15 protein-coding genes are annotated in these 17,904 nt (G+C 65.6%); 2 read left to right on the forward strand and 13 right to left on the reverse strand.

Going from position 1 to position 17,904, the window contains the following annotated elements; all coding sequences use genetic code 11:
- Positions 1–30: 30 nt before the first annotated feature.
- From cheB to RBA40_RS04625, 13 genes are all read right to left on the reverse strand, one after another.
- Entirely contained in the window at positions 31–1,050 is a 1,020-nt protein-coding gene (cheB, locus tag RBA40_RS04565; RefSeq protein ID WP_306646325.1) for a chemotaxis-specific protein-glutamate methyltransferase CheB, read from the reverse strand.
- Complete coding sequence (locus tag RBA40_RS04570) at positions 1,047–3,314, reverse strand: hybrid sensor histidine kinase/response regulator (protein WP_306646327.1); 2,268 nt, start codon at positions 3,312–3,314, stop codon at positions 1,047–1,049. The genes cheB and RBA40_RS04570 overlap by 4 nt, the downstream gene beginning before the upstream one ends.
- Positions 3,311–3,997: a chemotaxis protein CheW gene (locus tag RBA40_RS04575; protein WP_306646328.1), complete on the reverse strand. Its 687-nt coding sequence runs from the start codon at positions 3,995–3,997 to the stop codon at positions 3,311–3,313. Before RBA40_RS04575 ends, RBA40_RS04570 begins: the two co-directional genes overlap by 4 nt.
- Positions 3,994–5,262 (reverse strand): CheR family methyltransferase, encoded by a 1,269-nt coding sequence (locus RBA40_RS04580; protein WP_306646330.1) that lies wholly within the window; start codon positions 5,260–5,262, stop codon positions 3,994–3,996. The genes RBA40_RS04575 and RBA40_RS04580 overlap by 4 nt, the downstream gene beginning before the upstream one ends.
- On the reverse strand, positions 5,259–5,729 hold the full coding sequence (locus RBA40_RS04585) for a chemotaxis protein CheW (RefSeq protein WP_306646332.1): 471 nt from the start codon (positions 5,727–5,729) through the stop codon (positions 5,259–5,261). The genes RBA40_RS04580 and RBA40_RS04585 overlap by 4 nt, the downstream gene beginning before the upstream one ends.
- 12 nt (positions 5,730–5,741) lie before the next feature.
- Positions 5,742–7,556 carry a methyl-accepting chemotaxis protein gene (locus RBA40_RS04590; RefSeq protein ID WP_306646333.1) on the reverse strand — a complete coding sequence of 605 codons (1,815 nt, stop codon included), beginning with the start codon at positions 7,554–7,556 and terminating at the stop codon, positions 5,742–5,744.
- Between the two features lie 182 nt (positions 7,557–7,738).
- Entirely contained in the window at positions 7,739–8,971 is a 1,233-nt protein-coding gene (locus RBA40_RS04595) for an argininosuccinate synthase (RefSeq protein ID WP_099881441.1), read from the reverse strand.
- 36 nt (positions 8,972–9,007) lie between these two features.
- Positions 9,008–9,940 carry an ornithine carbamoyltransferase gene (argF, locus tag RBA40_RS04600; protein WP_306646335.1) on the reverse strand — a complete coding sequence of 311 codons (933 nt, stop codon included), beginning with the start codon at positions 9,938–9,940 and terminating at the stop codon, positions 9,008–9,010.
- Between the two features lie 152 nt (positions 9,941–10,092).
- Positions 10,093–10,557 (reverse strand): hypothetical protein, encoded by a 465-nt coding sequence (locus RBA40_RS04605; RefSeq protein WP_306646337.1) that lies wholly within the window; start codon positions 10,555–10,557, stop codon positions 10,093–10,095.
- Positions 10,558–10,626: 69 nt separating this feature from the next.
- Positions 10,627–13,464 carry an ATP-binding protein gene (locus RBA40_RS04610; RefSeq protein WP_306646339.1) on the reverse strand — a complete coding sequence of 946 codons (2,838 nt, stop codon included), beginning with the start codon at positions 13,462–13,464 and terminating at the stop codon, positions 10,627–10,629.
- 233 nt (positions 13,465–13,697) lie between these two features.
- Complete coding sequence (rsgA, locus tag RBA40_RS04615; protein WP_306646341.1) at positions 13,698–14,612, reverse strand: ribosome small subunit-dependent GTPase A; 915 nt, start codon at positions 14,610–14,612, stop codon at positions 13,698–13,700.
- Positions 14,609–14,941 carry a 4a-hydroxytetrahydrobiopterin dehydratase gene (locus RBA40_RS04620; RefSeq protein ID WP_306646343.1) on the reverse strand — a complete coding sequence of 111 codons (333 nt, stop codon included), beginning with the start codon at positions 14,939–14,941 and terminating at the stop codon, positions 14,609–14,611. Before RBA40_RS04620 ends, rsgA begins: the two co-directional genes overlap by 4 nt.
- On the reverse strand, positions 14,938–16,206 hold the full coding sequence (locus RBA40_RS04625; RefSeq protein WP_306646345.1) for a M48 family metallopeptidase: 1,269 nt from the start codon (positions 16,204–16,206) through the stop codon (positions 14,938–14,940). Before RBA40_RS04625 ends, RBA40_RS04620 begins: the two co-directional genes overlap by 4 nt.
- A 47-nt stretch (positions 16,207–16,253) precedes the next feature.
- Between RBA40_RS04625 and orn the strand changes: the two genes are divergently transcribed.
- Positions 16,254–16,838, forward strand: coding sequence for an oligoribonuclease (orn, locus tag RBA40_RS04630; RefSeq protein WP_099881416.1), 585 nt, complete (start codon positions 16,254–16,256; stop codon positions 16,836–16,838).
- Between the two features lie 156 nt (positions 16,839–16,994).
- The gene (locus RBA40_RS04635) at positions 16,995–17,843 is read left to right on the forward strand and encodes an aldo/keto reductase (RefSeq protein WP_306646347.1); all 849 of its coding nucleotides are present in this window, start codon (positions 16,995–16,997) and stop codon (positions 17,841–17,843) included.
- Positions 17,844–17,904: the final 61 nt, after the last annotated feature.

Consider the following 17,904-nt stretch of genomic DNA (forward strand, 5'->3'; position numbering starts at 1 on the left):
GGTATGAACTTTTCGGTAAGGAGCCCGGCGCTAGTTCCCGGCCGGTTTGGTCCCAATTCTACTGCGCAATGCCCGTCCGATGTTTTCCAAGGATAAAATTTGCTGCGCGGCATCAATCTCTGCGGCAGCGCGTGGCATTCCGTACACAGCGCTGCTGGCCTGGTCCTGGGCAATGGTGGTCTTGCCGGCCTGGCGCATGGCGAGCAGGCCGTTGGCGCCGTCGCGTCCCATCCCGGTGAGCAGCACGCCGGTGGCGTCGCCGTCCCAGTGCCGCGCCACGCAATGGAAAAACACGTCGACCGAGGGCCGGTAAGCGTAGTCGCGCGGCGCTTCGTCGTAGTGCAGGCGGTGGCGCGCGCTCATGACCAGGTGGTCGTTGGTGCGGGCGATCTGCACGCAGCCCGCTTCGAGCGGGTCGCCGTCGTCGATCACGCGCACCGGCATGACCAGCTGTTCGCCCAGCCACTTGGAAAAATGGGCGGCGAAGTTTTCATCGATGTGCTGGACCACCACGATGGCGGTGCCGGGCGCCGGCGTCCAGCCGGCCAGCACCTTGGCCACCGCGATCGGACCGCCGGTCGAGGAGCCGATCGCCAGCAGGTGCCTGATCTTGCCGTCGAAGCGCTCGGGCGGCTGCATGGGATGGGCGTCGGCGCCGCTGACGCGAATCAGTTTGCCGATGGTTTTGATCTTGTGCAGCAGTGCGGCATCGCCCCCGCCGCCGCGCGCCAGCAGCGGCGTGGCGGTGACGTCGAGCGCGCCGGCGCCGAGCGCGCGGAACACCTGGCTGACGTTGTCCTGCGGCTGGCCGGTCACCACCAGGATCGCGCACGGCGCCTTTTCCATGATCTGGCGCGTCGCCTCGACCCCGTCCAGCTCCGGCATGTTCAGGTCCATCAAAATCAGGTCGGGGCGGTTGTCGACGCACATGCGCACCGCTTCCAGGCCGGTGCGGGCGATCCACACCACCTGATGCTCGCTGGTGCTGGCCACCACGCGGCGCAGCGCTTCGGCCGCCATGGCGACGTCGTTGGCGATGCCGATTTTCATAGGCCCGCTTCTCCGATCAGGTCGAACACGGCGTTGAGCAGGGTCTCGTCGTGGAAGCTGCCCTTGGTCAGGTAGTAGTCGGCGCCGGCGCTCATGCCGCGCGCGCGGTCTTCCGGGCGATCCTTGTAGGAGACGATCATGACGGGCAGTTTGTACAAGTGGATATCTTTCTTGACCAGGCTAACGAGTTCGATGCCGTCCATGCGCGGCATGTCGACGTCGGTGATTAAGAGGTCGTAGTCGCCGCTGCGCACCACGTTCCAGCCGTCGATGCCGTCGATGGCGATGTCGACCTGGAAGCCGCGCCCCTGCAGCAGCTTGCGTTCCATTTCGCGCACGGTGAGCGAGTCGTCCACCACCAGGATGCGCTTGACCTTGCGTTTTTCGGGGCCGCCGCGCGCGCCCAGCTGGTGCAGGCCGCCTTCGTGCAGCAGCTTGTCGATCGATAGCAGCAGGTCGGGCACGTCGAGGATCAGGACCGGGGCGCCGTCGTCGAGCAGGGCGCCGGCGCTGATGTCGCGCATCTTGCCGAAGATCGGGTCGAGCGCCTGCACCGCCAGGCTTTGCTCGCCGCGGATGGTGTCGACCACCAGCGCGTAGCGGCGCTGGGCCGCGCCGATCACCACCACCGGCAGTTCGCCGGCGCCGCTGCCGATCTGGCCCAGTTCCAGCACCTGGGCGGCCGAAACGAGCCCGAGGTGCTCGCCGCCGAAGTCGAAGAACTGCTTGTTCTCCAGCGTGTGGATCTCGCTTTGCGGCACCTTGAGCACCCGTTCGACCTTGACGATCGGGATCGCGTAGGCTTCGCCCTGCACGTCGACCACCAGCGCGCGCACGATCGACTGCGTCAGCGGCAGCGTGATGAAGGTATGGAAGCTCTCGCCCGGCGTGGACTCGATGCGCACCGTGCCATTCTGTTCGCGGATGGTCTGGTGCACGATATCGAGCCCCACGCCACGCCCGGAAATGGCGCTGGTGGTTTCCTTCAGGCTGAAAGCGGGCAGGAACAGGAATTCGATCAGCTCCGGCTGCGACATGGCTTCGGCCATCGCGGCGCTGGCCATCTTGCGCTCGACCACCTGGCGCCGGATGCGCTCGATGTCGACCCCGCGCCCGTCGTCGCGGATCTCGATACTGAGCATGCCGGCGCGGTGGCGGGCTTCGAGCACGATGGTGCCGAGCGCCGGCTTGCCGGCGGCGATCCGTTCGGACGCGCTTTCCATGCCATGGTCGACGGCGTTGCGCAGCATGTGGTTGAGCGGGCTTTCGATGCGCGCCAGGATGTCGCGGTCGACCAGCGTCTCTTCGCCTTCGATCAGCAGCTGCGCTTCTTTCCCAAGGCTGCGCGCCAGGTCGCGCACCATGCGCGGGAACGCTTGCACGCCGTCGCGGAAAGGGCGCATGCGCAAGGTCAGCACTTCGTCCACCAGGTTTTTCGATACGCCAAGCAGGCGCCGCTCGTAGCTTTCGATGTCGGCCATGTGTTCGAGCATGAACTGCTTGAGCGGATGGGCCTTCTGGCCGGTCAGGGCCGATTGTTCGATCAAGCCCTGGTCGCCGCTGCGCACCACGGCGTCGTGCAGCTGTTCGAGCGCCTGGAACAGGCTGGCCTGGTTGCGCTTGAAGCGCTGCAGCTGTGCGATGAAGGGGTGCATCTGGTGCGCGTTGATGCGCGATTCGCTGGCCAGTGCCAGCAGGCGATCGAAGTTCTGGGCCCCCTTGGGCGCGCCCTGGACCCGATGCGGCGCCGCTTCTTCATGCGCAGGCGGCGGCGCGGCGGCTTCGGGCAGCGGCGCCGCAACTGGCGCTGGAACCTGAACCGGGTACGCTTCCAGCTCCGGCGCCGACTGGATCTGGGCGATGCCGGCGATGCTGTTCATGGCGGTGCTGATGCGTGCGCCGTGCTGCTCCAGCCAGGCCGGCAGCGATGCCTCGTCAAGAGTCGAAAACTGCAGTATCAGGTCGACCCCGGCCAGCAGCGCGTCGATGCGCGCGGGCGTGAGCTGCAGCTGGCCATGCTGGGCCGCGATGAAGGCGTCTTCCATGCCGTGCGCCAGCTGCACCACCACGTCCAGGCCGACGATGGCGGCCGCGCCCTTGATCGAATGGGCGGCGCGCATCATCGCTTCAGTGGTGGCGGCGTCGCCACCGCCGCGCTCCATGCTCAAGAGACCATCGGTGAGGATCTGGGTCTGGCCGTCCGCCTCCATGCGGAACAGGTCCAGCATCGAGAATTGACTGAGGTCGCCGCTGCCGGAGCTCATCGCAGCAGCCTATTGAGCTGGTGGCCGATCAGCGGGGCGTCCAGCACGCCGATGCGCATCTCGCCGTGGGTCAGCACGCCGGTGATGAAGCGCTGCAGCCCCTTGTTGAGGGTAGCCGCCGGCGCGCCCACGCTGGCCGCGCCGTAGCGCAGGATGCCGTGCAGGTCGGCCACCGGCAGGGCGAAGCGCTGTTCTTCCCAGACGATGACGAGCAAGCGCGCGAACACGTGGCGTCCGCGCTGGACCGCGCCATCGTTGTCGTCGATGCCGAGCAGGCTGGACAGTGCGATCGAGGGCGTCAGGGTGCCGCCGACATTGACGATGCCGGTCAGCGCGCCGCCGCTGCGGTGCGGCAGCGAGTGGCTGGCGGCGAGCGGCGCGACCGCGGACACCATCCGGGTCGGCAGCAGCAGCCATTCGCGCCCCAGGCGAAATACCAGCCCGGAGCTGTCGTGCTGCGCGCGCGCGGCCTGCGGCTGGCGCAGCAGGGCGGCCCAGTCTTCGCGGTAGCCCGGCCCCACCGGACGCTGCATGCTGTGGCGCGCGGCGTCCTCGTACACATCGCAGTTGCGGCAGTGGACATGCTGTTCGAGCTTGGGGCAACTGAGGTCGCCAGCCACGCCGATCTTGTTCCAGCAATCGTTGAGGCCGGGCGCGTGCGGCTGGTTGGGCGCGCTGGTCATTGTGCGCCTTTGCGTTGGTCGCCTTCATTGCGGCGCTGATAGATGCGCGCGGCGCGCTGCTTGAGGGCGGCCGCCTGGGCCGGCTCGCCGCTTTGCTCGGCCAGCAGCGCCAGGTGGCACAGCGCTTCGTAGTGGTCCGGCTGCAGGTAGACGCAGCGGCGCCAGTGGTCACCCGCTTCGGCCATGCGCTGTTCGCATTCGCTGACCATGCCGAGGATGAAGTAGGCATCGGCCGAATCGGGGTTCTGGTCCAGCAGTTCGCGGCAGGCCGCGGCGGCACCCTGGTAGTCGCCCAGGTCGGCCTGGCGGCGCGCGCGCGCCAGCATGTCCGCCTCGGCGGGCCGCGTGGCCGCCGCTGGCGCGGCACGTACCGGCCGCTTGATGGGTGCCGCTGGCGGCGGCGCCGGCGCTTGCGCGGGCGCTGCGGCGCGCGCCGGCGCCACCGGGCGCACGTGCTGGCGCGCCGGGATGCGCGCCGGCCAGGATGCGTGGGCACCGGTTTTTTCGAGGGCGAACGCGCCCGGCGCGCGCAGCGCCGCGAAGCCGTGGCGGCAGAACGCCGGCACCTCGGCATAGCCGGCGAACAGGATGCCGTCGTCGGCCAGCAGGCGCGCCAGGCTGGCGATGGCGGTGGCCACGGTGGGGTCGTCGAAGTAGATCAGCAGGTTGCGGCAAAAGACCACGTCGTAGTAGCCGGGGCGGTTGGAAAAGGCGGGGTCGAGCAGGTTGGCCTGGTTAAAGCTCACCTGGGCGCGGATATCGTCGCAGATCTGGTACTCGGCGCCGGCGGCGACAAAGTAGCGTTCGCGGAAATCGAGGTGGCGCCCGCGAAAGGCGTTGCGGGTGTAGCTCCCGGCGCGCGCGCGCGCGAGCGCCACCTCGGACAGGTCGACCGCGTCGATCGCATAGTCGCTGGCGGCCACGCCGGCGCTTTGCAGCGACATGGCCATCGAATACGGTTCTTCGCCGCCGGCGCACGGCACCGACAGGATGCGCACCGGGCGCGCCGGCTGGGCCGCCAGGCGCCGCTGGATGAAGGTGGTGGCCGCGACAAACGCTTCGGCGTCGCGGAACATCCACGATTCGGGCACCACCACCAGTTCGGTCAGCGCGCCCAGTTCCGCCGCGCCGGGCGAGAGCATGCGTTCATAGGCGCGCACGTCCTCCAGCGCGAGCGCGTGCATGCGCCGTTCGACGGCGCGTCCCACAACGGCGTCGGTCAGGTTCAGTCCCGTTACCTGCTGCAGGAGGTCGCGCGCCTTCATGCCGCCTCTCCGGTGGCAGGGAACAGTTGCGCGCGCACGTCGGGGGCAAGCAGCTGCGCCAGGCTGACCAGCTGCAGCATGCCGGCGCCGTCGTCCGCCACCTGGCCGAGGAAGGGCGCGCCGCTCACGCCCGCATCGGTCAGCGCGGCGCTATCGATGGTTTCGACCCCGACCACGTGTTCGGCCAGCAGGCCGAGAGGGCGCGTGGCCCCCTCCGCGCCGCCGTCAGCGAGCGGATAGTCGACCAGGATAATGCGCGAGTCGTACCACAGCTGCCGCGGGGGCAGGCCGGCCAGGGCCGAGAGGTCGATCACCGGCACCGGCGCGCCGTGCAGGTCGAGCAGGCCGGCCACGTAGCCTGGCGCGAGCGGAATGGCCTTGAGGGCGGCGGCCGGCAGCACCCGCGCCACCGCCCACAGGGGCAGGGCGTAGCGGTCGGCGCCGATATGAAAGACCATAACTTTCATCGCCGCAGCCGCTCAGGTATTGACCGAGAAGGTCGCCACCGACGATTGCAGGTCGCTGGCAGCGTACTGCAGCTGGTGCACCGCCTCGCTGGTCGCTTTCAGCGATTCGACAGTCTGCTGGGTGGCATCGTTCAGTTGCATCATGGTGTCGGAAATCTGCGACGCGCCCACCGCCTGCGACTGCATCCCCTGCAGCACCAGGTCGAACTGGGGCGCCAGCTTCTGCACCTGGTCCATCACGGTGGAGAGCTGTTCGCCCACCTGGCGCACTTCGCCCACGCTGCGCCGGATCTCTTCGGAGAATTTATCCATGCCCATCACGCTGGCCGATACCGCCGACTGCATTTCCTTGAGCATCTGCTCGATGTCCCAGGTCGACACCGAGGTCTGGTCGGCCAGGCGCCGGATTTCGGTGGCCACCACCGAGAAGCCGCGTCCGGCGTCGCCGGCTTTCTCGGCTTCGATGGCCGCGTTGAGCGAGAGGATGTTGGTCTGGTCCGCCACCTTGGTAATCGTAATGAGCACACTGTTGATGTTGCTGGCCTTTTCCGACAGCGCCGCCAGCTTGGCATTGATCGAATCGGTGGCCGAGACCATGTGCTGCATGGTGCTGTCCATGCGTTTCAGGTTTTGCTGGGCGTCGGCGGTGGCGCTGGTGGTGTAGTCGGCCACCGCGGTGGCGTCTTCCATGGTTTTGAGCAGCTGGGTGGTGTTGGCCGAGATTTCCTTGGTGGTCGAGAGGATTTCGATACTGGTCTGGGCTTGCTCGATGCCGGTTGCTTCCTGCTCCTTGGCCGAGGCGGCGATTTCGGTGGCCGAGGTGGTCACCTGGATGCCAGCCTTTTGCACGTTGTTGAGCAAAATGCGCAGGTTGCCGACCATGGTTTTCAAGCCTTCGCCCATGCGCCCGATGGCGTCGCTGCCGGTGATGGTCACGGTACCGGTCAGGTCGCCGATGGCGGCCTTGGAGACCACGTCGAGCAGGGCGTCGACATTGGCGCGCAGCGCGTTGGTGGCGGCAGCTTCGTTGGCCTGGCTGTCCTGGATCGACTGCGCCATGCGGTTGAATTCCTCGGTGACCTTGCCCAGCTCGTCGCGCGAGACCACGGAAGCGCGCGCCGACTGCTGGCCGGCGGCGATCTTGCCGACCGCCTCGGTCAGGTTGTTGAGCGGATTTAACAGCGCGCGCGCCAGCATCCACGCCACGATCGAGGCCAGCGCCACGCAGATCACACCGCCCACGCTGAGCAGCCGCGACATGGTTTTTTGCAGTTGCGCCGATTCGGCGCTGCGCGCCGCCAGCAGGGCGTTTTCGTCTTCGCCGATCTGGGCGATCAGGGACCGCACTTCGCTCACGGTCTGGAAACCGTTGGCCAGTTCGGCCGAGTTGCTGATCTGCTGGGCGGCGTCGGGAGCCTTGCCCAGCTCGCGGCGCTTGGCGAGCAGCGGCCGGATCACATTTTTGATCCAGGCATTGGTCAATTCCTCGACCTTGCGCACCCGTGCCTGCTCGGCAGGATTGTCGGCGGTCAGCAGGATCGCGTGGCGGATATTTTCTTCAAGGAACTTCTCTTCATTGATCTGGGGCGTCAGGAAGCGTTCATCGCCGGTGAGCAGGAAGCCGCGCACCTCGGCCTGGATTTCCAGCACATTGGTGGCGATTTTATTGGTTTCCAGCAGTACTTCAAGAGTATGGCGGTCCCAGCGGTTGGCATCCGACATCTTGGAGAAATTGTTGTAGGCCAGAATCAGCAGGAACAGGATGATGGCGACGATGGCGCCGAAGCCGAGAAACAGCTTGTTCTTGATGCTCAGGTCTGTAAACATGGGTCTCTCCGTGTACGCTGTTGTTCTCTATAAATGTAACATCGTTGAGGCATGGCACGGGACGTTTCGCCGTGGAGAACGGGAAATTTTTACGGGAGAAGGGAGAGCGCGGCCGCATGCGGGCCGCGCCGCCCGGCGACCGCGCGGCCCGCCGGGGAAAGTGTTGCGTGGCTTGTGAGTGCTTACTGGCCGCGCTTTTCGCGGGCCACGGCGGCGATGCGCATGCGCAGCGCATTGAGCTTGATGAAACCGCCGGCGTCGGCCTGGTTGTAGGCGCCGCCATCTTCGTCGAAGGTCGCGATGTTCATGTCGAACAGCGAATCGGTCTTGGAATCGCGCGAGACGACGATCACATTGCCCTTGTACAGCTTCATACGAACCCAGCCGTTGACGGTCTGCTGGGTGTGGTCGATCAGGGTTTGCAGCGCGACGCGCTCGGGCGCCCACCAGTAACCGTTGTAAATCATCGACGCGTAGCGCGGCATCAGGTCATCCTTGAGGTGGGCCACTTCGCGGTCCAGGGTGATCGATTCGATGGCGCGGTGGCCGCGCAGCATGATGGTGCCGCCCGGGGTTTCGTAGCAGCCGCGCGACTTCATGCCGACGTAGCGGTTCTCCACCAGGTCCAGGCGGCCGATGCCATGCTTGCCGCCCAGGCGGTTCAGTTCCGTCAGCACGGCGGCCGGCGACATGCGCACGCCGTTGATCGCCACGATGTCGCCTTTTTCGTATTCGAGGTCCAGGTACTCGGCCTGGTCGGGCGCCGCTTCCGGGCTGACGGTCCAGCGCCACATGCTTTCCTCGGCTTCGGCGCTCGGGTTTTCCAGATGCCGGCCTTCGAAGGAGATGTGCAGCAGGTTGGCGTCCATCGAGTAAGGCGCGCCGCCGTTCTTGTGCTTCATGTCGACGGCGATGCCGGCATCTTCCGCGTATTTCAGCAGTTTTTCGCGCGACAGCAGGTCCCATTCGCGCCACGGGGCGATGATCTTGACGTCGGGTTTAAGCGCATACGCGCCCAGCTCGAAGCGCACCTGGTCGTTGCCCTTGCCGGTGGCGCCGTGCGAAATCGCGTCGGCGCCGGTGGCGCGCGTGATTTCGATCAGGCGCTTGGCGATCAGCGGGCGGGCGATCGAGGTGCCCAGAAGGTATTCGCCTTCGTACACGGTGTTGGCGCGGAACATAGGGAACACGAAGTCGCGCACGAATTCTTCGCGCACGTCGTCGATGTAGATGTTCTCCGGCTTGATGCCGAACTTGATCGCTTTGGCGCGCGCCGGTTCCAGTTCTTCGCCCTGGCCCAGGTCGGCGGTGAAGGTGACGATCTCGCACTTGTAGTTATCCTGCAGCCACTTGAGGATGACCGAGGTGTCCAGGCCGCCCGAATAGGCGAGGACTACTTTTTTGATGTCGCTCATGGAAATTCCAATCTTGGGTTGAACAATCTGGTGTTGTTATTGCGCGCTGCCGGCGATTTCGCCGAGCAGCAGGTATTCGATCAGCGCCTTCTGCACGTGCAGGCGGTTTTCGGCCTCGTCCCAGACCACCGACTGCGGTCCGTCGATGACGTCGGCCGCGACTTCCTCGCCGCGGTGGGCGGGCAGGCAGTGCATGAAGAGCGCGTCCGGTGCGGCGCGCGCCATCTTGGCGGCATCGACGATGTAGCCGTCGAAGGCTGCCAGGCGCGCCGCGTTTTCCGTCTCGTAGCCCATGCTGGTCCACACGTCGGTGTTGACCAGATGGGCGCCCTGGCACGCGTCCGACGGGTTGTCGAAGACGGTGAAGCGGGAGGTCGACACCAAGGAATGGTCGATGTCGTAGCCTTTGGGAGTCGATACGTTCAGGTGGAAGCCGAACACTTCGGCCGCCTGCAGCCAGGAGTACAGCATGTTGTTGGCGTCGCCCACCCAGGTGACGATCTTGCCGGCGATCGAGCCGCGGTGTTCGACGAAGGTGAAGATATCGGCCAGCACCTGGCAGGGATGGTGTTCGTTGGTGAGCCCGTTAATCACCGGCACGCGCGAATGGGCGGCAAAGCGCTCGATGATGTCCTGGCCGAAGGTGCGCACCATGATGATGTCGCACATGCGGCTCATGACCTGGCCGGCGTCTTCCACCGGCTCGCCGCGTCCGAGCTGGCTGTCGCGGGTGTTCAGGTAGATGGCTGCCCCGCCCAGCTGGTGCATGCCGGCCTCGAAGGAGAGGCGGGTGCGGGTCGAGTTTTTCTCGAATACCATCACCAGGGTACGGTCGATCAGGGGATGGTAGACCTCGTAGTTCTTGAATTTTCGCTTGATGAGCTTGGCGCGTTCGATGACGTACTCGAACTCGGCCAGGGTGAAGTCGGAAAACTGGAGGAAGTGCTTGATCGGTTTATTTGTAGACATAGACACAACGATTGAATGCGTGAGCCGCGCGCGGCCGGGCCCTGGCGTAGGGTTGCGGATCAATTATAAGGGTTTTGATAATTTGCCGGGGGCAACCCGGAAAACCGCACCGGCGCCATCCGGCCATTTCATCCCAACCGCGCCCGCGCATGTCAATTCCCGAAGTAGCGTCTGGCCTTGCTCGAGAACCCACATGCGTAGATCCACCAAGCCATCAGCGCTGGCACCAGGATCGTGCGGCCGATGAAACCGCCGCTTCGTTGGGTCTCATTGGCGTATTGCGCCGTATCCGGTATGAAAAACAGCGCGACCGTCATTGCACCCATGGCGAGTACGCCGAGCCAGCGCCCCCACTGGCGCCGGCGCGCGACGCCAACCAGCGCACCGCCCGCCAATGCCACGATGACCAGGCGCCACGCGATGTCAGCCACAAGGCTGGTGCGTACCCCCACCTTGTAAAAGACCATTACCGAGACAAAACCTGCGGTGATGACGGCGAGCGAGATCGATATCGCGCCCAATGCCAGCAAAAGCAGCCAGACGGATAACGGTCGCTTGCCTGGCGGCTGGGTGGCTTGCGGCGCGCAGGGTGCCGGAGATTGGTAGGGATTGTGCATCCATCCACTATAAGTTCAATCGATCTCCGTAGCAACTACGCCTGTTCACACAGCAGGCGCCATGCCGCCTCAGTAGATCGCCGTCACGTCCGCTGCCGTATGCTCCGGCGCCGTCAGCGGCAGGTCGAGCACGAAGCTGGTGCCGTCCTGCGCATTGCTCACCACCGTGATCTGCCCGCCCAGCAGCGAGGTGACGATGTTGTAGCTGATCGATAGTCCCAATCCACTGCCGCCCTGACCCAGCTTGGTGGTAAAGAAGGGATCGAAAATCCGCCCCAGGTGCTCGGGCCGGATGCCGCCGCCGTTGTCGTGGAACTCCACCACGACCCGTCCCTCGGCCGGCATCGATGCGGTCAGCATCATGCTGCCGCTGTGGCCCGGCGCAAACGCGTGCAGCAGCGCGTTATTGATGAAGTTCGTGATGACTTGCCCGAACGGCCCCGGATAGCTGTCCATCCCGATCGCGTCCGACACGTCCATGTCGATGTTGTGATTGGCCGCGCGGATGCGGTTCATCATGGTGGCGATGATTTCGTGGCACACCTGCTGCAGGTTGAAGAAGCGGCGCTGCTCGGTGGTGCGGTCGACCGCCACCTGCTTGAAGCTGTTGACCAGGTCCGCGGCGCTGGTGAGCCCGCGCAGCACCAGCGAGGCCGCCTTCTGCGAATCGGTGATGAAGGCGGCCAGCTCGGAGCGGCGCAGGCCCGGCCCGTTCATCAGCGCTTCGATTTCGGCGGTCTTTTCCTGCATCGTGCTGGCGATCAGCAGGCTGTTGCCGATCGGGGTATTGAGTTCGTGCGCCACGCCGGCCATGAGCGAGCCGAGGGCGGCCAGCTTTTCCTGCGACACCAGCTGCGTCTGCGCATCCTGCAGCTGGCGGTAGGCTTCGGCGTTATCGAGCGCAATGGCCCCGTAGGCGCACAGGGTGCGGAAAATCATGCGCTCGTTCTCGCCATAGGCGTGCGATTGCGGCGCCTGCACGGTCATCACGCCAATGGCGCGCTCGCCCACCCACAGCGGCACGAACAGTGCGCTCATGTTGACCATGGTGCCCGGCACCACCTTGCGGTGCTCGGCGTCGGGCCAGTGTTCGATATAGATTTCGCGCCGCTCGTCGAGGCAGCGCACCGAATAGGCGTCGCGCTTGGAGAGGGGAATCACGTGACTGGGCAGCTCGCGCCCAAGCTCCACGCCAAAGGCGCGGTTCAGCACGGTGCCGGCCGCGTCGATCAGGTAGATGGCGAAGGTGCTGGCGGTGAGCAGGCCATGGATATGGCGGTCGAGCGCCTGGAACACGGCGGCGGCGTCCAGGTGGGCGGTGATCTCCTGGCCGATGGCCGACAGGCGTTCGAGCGTGGCGCTGGTGCGCTGCAGGATTTCGGCGCGCCGCGCTTCCGACTCGGCCAGCTCGCGATGGTGATAGCCCTCGCTGCGCGCGTGCTCGGTCTGGTGGTGCACCTGCATGGCGATGGCGCGGTTGGTCGCTTCCTGGCTGTGGGTCTTTTCGCGCGAGCTCGACGCCGCCAGCGCCACCTCGTAGGCGCGCGCGTAGTCGCCGGCGGCCGCGTATTCGCGCGCCATGGCGTCGTACAGGTCGCCCGGCACCGTGTAGCCTTCGATGGTGGAGGCCACCGACAGCGCCTGCTGCAGGTAGTGCAGCACCGGATTCGGTTCGACCATGCCGGGCGGCGGGGGCAGCGCGTGCTGGGCGTGGATGAGGGCCATCACGCGCAGCGCGGCGATCTGGTTGTAGGCGTAGCCGGGAGCGGCGGCCATGGCGGCGGCGTCGGCGGCCACCGCGATGGCCTCGCCGGCGCGGCCCAGGTGCGACAGCGCATGCGCCTGGCCGCGCCGCGCGATGCTGCGAAAGTCGGCCTGGTCGAGCGCTTCGGCGCGCGCGGCCAGGCGGGTGAAGGCGTTCAGGGCGCAGTCGTAGTTCCCTTGGTCGAGCGACAGGTCACCGAGATATTGCAGGGCGATGGCGTAGCTGCGCGCGTTCTCCAAGGGTTTGAGGATGGTCAGCGCCTCCTGCAGCATGTCGTGGGCGGCGTCGAGCTGGCCCAGGCGGCGCAGGGTGTCGGCGCTGTGCATCAGGCAGGCGCCCACGCTGCGCGGCCAGCCGGTGGGGCGCGCCAGTTCGAGCGCGCACTGGACCCATTCGAGCGCCGAGTGGTGGTCGTTGAGGATGGTGAAGTCTTCGCCGATGTTGGTGGCGGCGGTGATGGCGGCGCGCACCTGGCCGGTCTCGAGGGCCGACTCGTAGCAGCGCATGTAGCGGCCGGCGGCGGCGCCGAAGTCGGCGGCCTGGCTGGCGGCCAGGCCGAGGAAGTCGTTGACCCAGGTGGCCAGGGACGGGTGCAGGCGGGTGCTGTCGGCGTCGAAGCGCTCGCCCCAGCGGGCAATCGCGCTGACGGGGTCGCGCAGCACGGCCCAGCGCGCGAGGGCCGCTTCGGCCAGGTCGCAGCGCAAGGTGTCGCCGCCCTCGCGGGCGCTGGCGGCGGCGTTGGAAAAGGCGGCGTCGCTGGCGTCATGGTCGCCGCGGTCGACCGCGATCCAGGCCAGCAGCCAGTGGGCGTCGGCGCAGCCGGCATGGTCGTTCAGGAGCGTGAAGCGGGACAGCAGTTCCTGGGCGTGGGTGCAGGCCAGGTCGAGCGCGCCGTCGAGCCATTCGCATTCGGCGTGCAGCAGGTGCATGCGCGCCTCCAGGCTGGCGCAATCGTCGGGCGGGAGGTCGGACAGAGGCAGCTGGGAGAGCGCTTCGCCGGCCAGCATCAGGGCGCGGGCCGGGTCGCGCTGGCGCAGGTGCCAGGCCAGCGGCAGCAGCACCGGCAAGCGTTCCATGCCGCGCAGGGAGGGCAGGGCGGACTCCCATTGTGCAACGTTGACATCGACGGTGAACATCTCCATTGCCGGGCCCTCTTTACGATGGTGTTGCCATTGTATGCCGAAAAGAGGACCAATCACGCGTTCCCGCGCAGGCGGGAACCCAAGTTCAGGCCGAAGCCACAGGTATCGCAACAAACTTGGGTTCCCGCCTGCGCGGGAACGACGAGCTAACGGAACGACGAGCTAACGGAACGACGAGCTAACGGAACGATGAGCTAACGGCAACGGCGGGCTGGTGGTACTGCGCGGGGCAATCAGTACAGCGTCTGCGCCGACTCGTGCAGCAGCTGTCCGTACAGCGTGTGGCGGAATTTGGCGATTTTGCCTTCCGCGACCGCCGTCAGGATCGCGCACTGCGGCTCGATCAGGTGTCGGCAGTTGTAGAACTTGCAACCGCCCAGATACGGCCCGAACTCGACGAACGCCCGTTCCAGCATCCCTTCGCTCAGGTGATACAGCCCGAATTCCTGGAACCCCGGCGAGTCGATGATCGAGGCATGCTCGCCCAGCGAATACAGGCGCGTGAAGGTGGTGGTGTGCTTGCCGGTGTCGAGCGCCGCCGAAATCTCGCGCACCGCAATATCTGCGTCCGGCACCAGCAGGTTAATCAGCGACGACTTGCCCATGCCCGACTGGCCGATGAAAATCGACGATTCCCCTTCCAGCAGCGGCATCAGGGTCGCCACCGCGTGCTCCGGGTTGGCGCGCGCCGACACTTCGTGCAGCGGGTAGCCGAGCGAGGTGTACGCCAGCAGGCGCTCGCGCGCCTTGGGCAGCAGGTCGGCCACGTCGGTCTTGTTGAGGATCAGGTGCGCCTCGATGCCGGCCGCTTCGGCCGCCACCAGCGAGCGCGAAATCAGGTCGTCGGCAAACCCCGGCTCGGTCGCCACCACGATGAACAGGCGGCTCAGGTTAGCCGCCAGCAGCTTCGATTTGTACTGGTCGGAGCGGTACAGCAAGGTCTTGCGCTCGGTGATCGATTCGATCACCGCCTGGTCGTCCGACGTCATCTTGAGGTTGACCACGTCGCCCACGGCGATATTGGTCTTTTTGCCGCGCGTGACGCATTGCAGCTTGCGTCCGGCCACGTCGGCCAGGTAATGACGCCCGTGGGCGGCGATGATAATGCCGGTCAGGCCGGTGGCCGCCGGCACGCCCGGGCCGCTCATGCGCCGCTCCGCTGGCCGTACAGTGCGTTGGCTTTTGCCGCGCAGATAAAGTCGTTGTCAGACAGCGCGCCGCCGGCCGAATGGGTGTTGTAGCGCACTGCGCACTCCTTGTAGGTGACCGTCAGTTCCGGATGGTGGTCCTGATGGTGGCTGATCCAGGCCAGCGCGTTAACGAAGGCCATGGTGTCGTAATAATTCTTGAAATGGTAGCTGCGCTGCAGCTTGCCGTCGGTGACGCTCCAGCCGGGCACCTGCGGCAGCAGGGCGGCGATGGCGCCGGCATCGAGGGCGGCGGCGTTGGCGCCGCAGGTTCGGGTAAGCAGGTTCATCGGACCGCCAGGTTGAGTTGATGGATGCGGATGCTGATGCTGGCCGGCGGGTGCGAGTCGTAAAAGGTCGAGTGCAGCCGGTCGGGCGTGAGCGTGGAAGCGTTTTCCTCGTACATCTTGACCAGCGCCGAGATCAGGTCGCGCGCGTCGGTGTGGGTGGCGGCGAAGGCGTCGGCTTCGAATTCGTGCTTGCGCGAGCTGATCGAGGTCAGCGGCGAGAACAGGAAGGTGAACACCGGCAGCACCAGCATGAACAGCAGCAGGGCCACGGCGTCGCTCGGCACGCCCGGCATCGGATCGAAACCGAGGCCGCTGTAGAACCAGGTCTGGTTTTTCAGGTAGCCCAGCAGGGCCAGGAAGGCCAGCGAGACGACCGAGCCGATCACCATGCGCTTGAGGTTGTGCTGCAGTTTGAAGTGGCCCAGCTCGTGCGCCAGCACCGCTTCGATTTCGGGCTGGGTCAGGCTGGCGATGAGGGTGTCGAAGAACACCACGCGCTTGTTGGCGCCGAAACCGTAGAAAAAGGCGTTGCTGTGCGCGCTGCGCTTGGAGCCGTCCATCACGAACAGGCCCTTGGCGGCGAAGTTGACGCGTGCCATCAAGCCTTCGATGCGCTGGCGCAGGCTGTCGTCCTTGAGCGGCTCGAATTTATTGAACAGCGGCATGATCAAGGTCGGGGCGATGACCATCATCACCAGCTGGAAGCCGATCCAGACCAGCCAGGTGTACAGCCACCACAGGTTGCCGCTTTTCTCCATTAATTGCAAAACGACCCATATCAGCGGCAGGCCGAGCACCAGGCCGAGGGCCGTGCCTTTCAGGGCGTCGGCGATCCACAGGCCCAGGCTCATCTTGTTGAAACCGAAGCGCTCTTCGAGCACGAACTGGCGGTAGTAGTCGAACGGCAGGTCGAGCACGCCGCTCACGGCGGCAAAGGCGACAAACAGGCCGATCTGGAAGACGATGCCGTTGCCGGTGTGCGGCAGCAGGGCGATGGCCAGCCATTGGAGGCCGCCGAGCAGGGTAAAACCGATCAGGACGGCGCTGCTGAACAAGAGGCTGAGCAGGCCGAAGTGGATCTTGGCGGCGGTGTAGTCGGCGGCCTTCTGGTGGGCGGCGAGCGGGATTTTTTCGGCAAAATCGGCCGGGACCGCGCCGCGGTGGGCCGACACGCAGCGCAGCTGGCGGCTGGACAGCCAAAAGCGCAGTACCAGGGACAAAATGAAGAAAGAAACGAACAATATCGAAAACGCGAGTGAAGACATTCTGTGCCTGTGAGAAAATGCAGGATTGTTTAGGCCAAGAGAGAATTATGTCACATGCCACTGATTTAGCAGCACCGGCCGCGTTACCGCGCCCAAATGAGTTCAACCTGGTTTGGGTGGACATGGAAATGACGGGCCTGGAGCCCGATACCGACCGCATCATCGAAGTGGCGGTCGTCGTGACCGACATGCACCTGAACATCCTGGGCGAAGGCCCGGTGTTCGCCATCCACCAGTCGGACGAGACGCTCGACAAGATGGATGCCTGGAACAAGGGCACCCACGGGCGCTCCGGGCTGATCGAGAAGGTCAAGGCTTCGACCGTGACCGAAGCCGAAGCCGAAGCGCAACTGATCGCCTGGCTGAAGAACTACGTTCCCGCCGGAAAGTCGCCAATGTGCGGCAACACCATTTGCCAGGACCGCCGCTTCATGGTGCGCGGCATGCCGAAGCTGGAAGCGTTCTTCCACTACCGCAACCTGGATGTATCGACCCTGAAAGAGCTGTGCAAGCGCTGGAAGCCCGAGATCGTCAGCGGTTTCAAGAAGCACCAGAAGCACACGGCGCTGGCCGACATCATCGAATCGATCGAAGAGCTGCGCTACTACCGCGAGCATTTCATCAAGCTGTAATCCGCCTTGTCCTCGCTCCGGCCGTCCTGGCCGGGGCATGCCTGTTCCCTGTTGTATTCCGTGCTGCGCCACCAGTGGCGATCTGTTGCCCATTGAGCCGGGAATGGCTTTTTCCTCTAGAATGCTCTTTACGCAACAGCGATGGGATCTTGCGACATGAAAACTGTAACGATGCGGTCCGGACGCCTCATTCCCGCGCTCGGACAAGGTACGTGGAACATGGGGGAAGACCCGGCGCGGCGCCAGGACGAGATTGGCGCGCTGCAGCTGGGCATGGATTTGGGCATGGGCCTGATCGACACGGCCGAGATGTATGGCGAAGGCGGGGCCGAGGAAGTGGTGGGCGCGGCGATTGCCGGGCGCCGCGAGCAGGCGTTTATCGTCAGCAAAGTCTATCCGCACAATGCCGATAAGCGCGGCGTGCGCGCCGCCTGCGAGCGCAGCCTGCAGCGCCTCGGCACCGACCGCATCGACCTGTACCTGCTGCACTGGCGCGGGGCGGTGCCGCTGTCCGAGACGCTCGACTCTTTCCAGGCGCTGCAAAAGGACGGCAAAATCCTCGATTTCGGCGTGAGCAATTTCGACCTGGGCGACATGCTGGAAGCCGAAGCCTTGCCCGGCGGACGCGGCATTGCCGTGAACCAGGTGCTGTTCAATCTGGTCAAGCGCGGGATCGAGTTCGATTTGCTGCCGTGGTCGCGCAAGCACGGCGTGCCGGTGATGGCGTATTCGCCGCTGGAGTCGGCTGGCCGCGAGCGCGAGCTGCTGCTGGGCAATCCGGCGTTGGTGGCGGTGGCCGGGCGGCACGGCTGCACGGCGGGGCAGATCGCGCTGGCGTGGCTGTTGCGGCAGGACGGGGTGGTGGCCATTCCCAAGGCGGCCGATCCGGCGCATGTGCGCCAGAACCGGGCGGCGGCCGACGTGGTGCTCAGTGCCTTCGATCTGGAGGATCTGGATCGGGCCTTTCCGCCGCCGGCGAAGCGGCAGGCGCTGGCGATGCGCTAGGGCAGAACCGACGCAACTCAGGGTCCGGGGCGGGGAACCCGGCAGCATTTGAACAGAACAG

The sequence above is a fragment of the Massilia pseudoviolaceinigra genome (assembly GCF_030846505.1).
In the GTDB taxonomy this organism is placed as follows: Bacteria; Pseudomonadota; Gammaproteobacteria; order Burkholderiales; family Burkholderiaceae_D; genus Telluria_A; species Telluria_A violaceinigra.

Bases quoted from the DNA above. Each gene is read 5' to 3' on its own strand.
- cheB (WP_306646325.1), bottom strand. From the start codon at position 1,050: ATGAAAATCGGCATCGCCAACGACGTCGCCATGGCGGCCGAAGCGCTG.
- RBA40_RS04570 (WP_306646327.1), bottom strand. From the start codon at position 3,314: ATGAGCTCCGGCAGCGGCGACCTCAGTCAATTCTCGATGCTGGACCTG.
- RBA40_RS04575 (WP_306646328.1), bottom strand. From the start codon at position 3,997: ATGACCAGCGCGCCCAACCAGCCGCACGCGCCCGGCCTCAACGATTGC.
- RBA40_RS04580 (WP_306646330.1), bottom strand. From the start codon at position 5,262: ATGAAGGCGCGCGACCTCCTGCAGCAGGTAACGGGACTGAACCTGACC.
- RBA40_RS04585 (WP_306646332.1), bottom strand. From the start codon at position 5,729: ATGAAAGTTATGGTCTTTCATATCGGCGCCGACCGCTACGCCCTGCCC.
- RBA40_RS04590 (WP_306646333.1), bottom strand. From the start codon at position 7,556: ATGTTTACAGACCTGAGCATCAAGAACAAGCTGTTTCTCGGCTTCGGC.
- RBA40_RS04595 (WP_099881441.1), bottom strand. From the start codon at position 8,971: ATGAGCGACATCAAAAAAGTAGTCCTCGCCTATTCGGGCGGCCTGGAC.
- argF (WP_306646335.1), bottom strand. From the start codon at position 9,940: ATGTCTACAAATAAACCGATCAAGCACTTCCTCCAGTTTTCCGACTTC.
- RBA40_RS04605 (WP_306646337.1), bottom strand. From the start codon at position 10,557: ATGCACAATCCCTACCAATCTCCGGCACCCTGCGCGCCGCAAGCCACC.
- RBA40_RS04610 (WP_306646339.1), bottom strand. From the start codon at position 13,464: ATGGAGATGTTCACCGTCGATGTCAACGTTGCACAATGGGAGTCCGCC.
- rsgA (WP_306646341.1), bottom strand. From the start codon at position 14,612: ATGAGCGGCCCGGGCGTGCCGGCGGCCACCGGCCTGACCGGCATTATC.
- RBA40_RS04620 (WP_306646343.1), bottom strand. From the start codon at position 14,941: ATGAACCTGCTTACCCGAACCTGCGGCGCCAACGCCGCCGCCCTCGAT.
- RBA40_RS04625 (WP_306646345.1), bottom strand. From the start codon at position 16,206: ATGTCTTCACTCGCGTTTTCGATATTGTTCGTTTCTTTCTTCATTTTG.
- orn (WP_099881416.1), top strand. From the start codon at position 16,254: ATGTCACATGCCACTGATTTAGCAGCACCGGCCGCGTTACCGCGCCCA.
- RBA40_RS04635 (WP_306646347.1), top strand. From the start codon at position 16,995: ATGAAAACTGTAACGATGCGGTCCGGACGCCTCATTCCCGCGCTCGGA.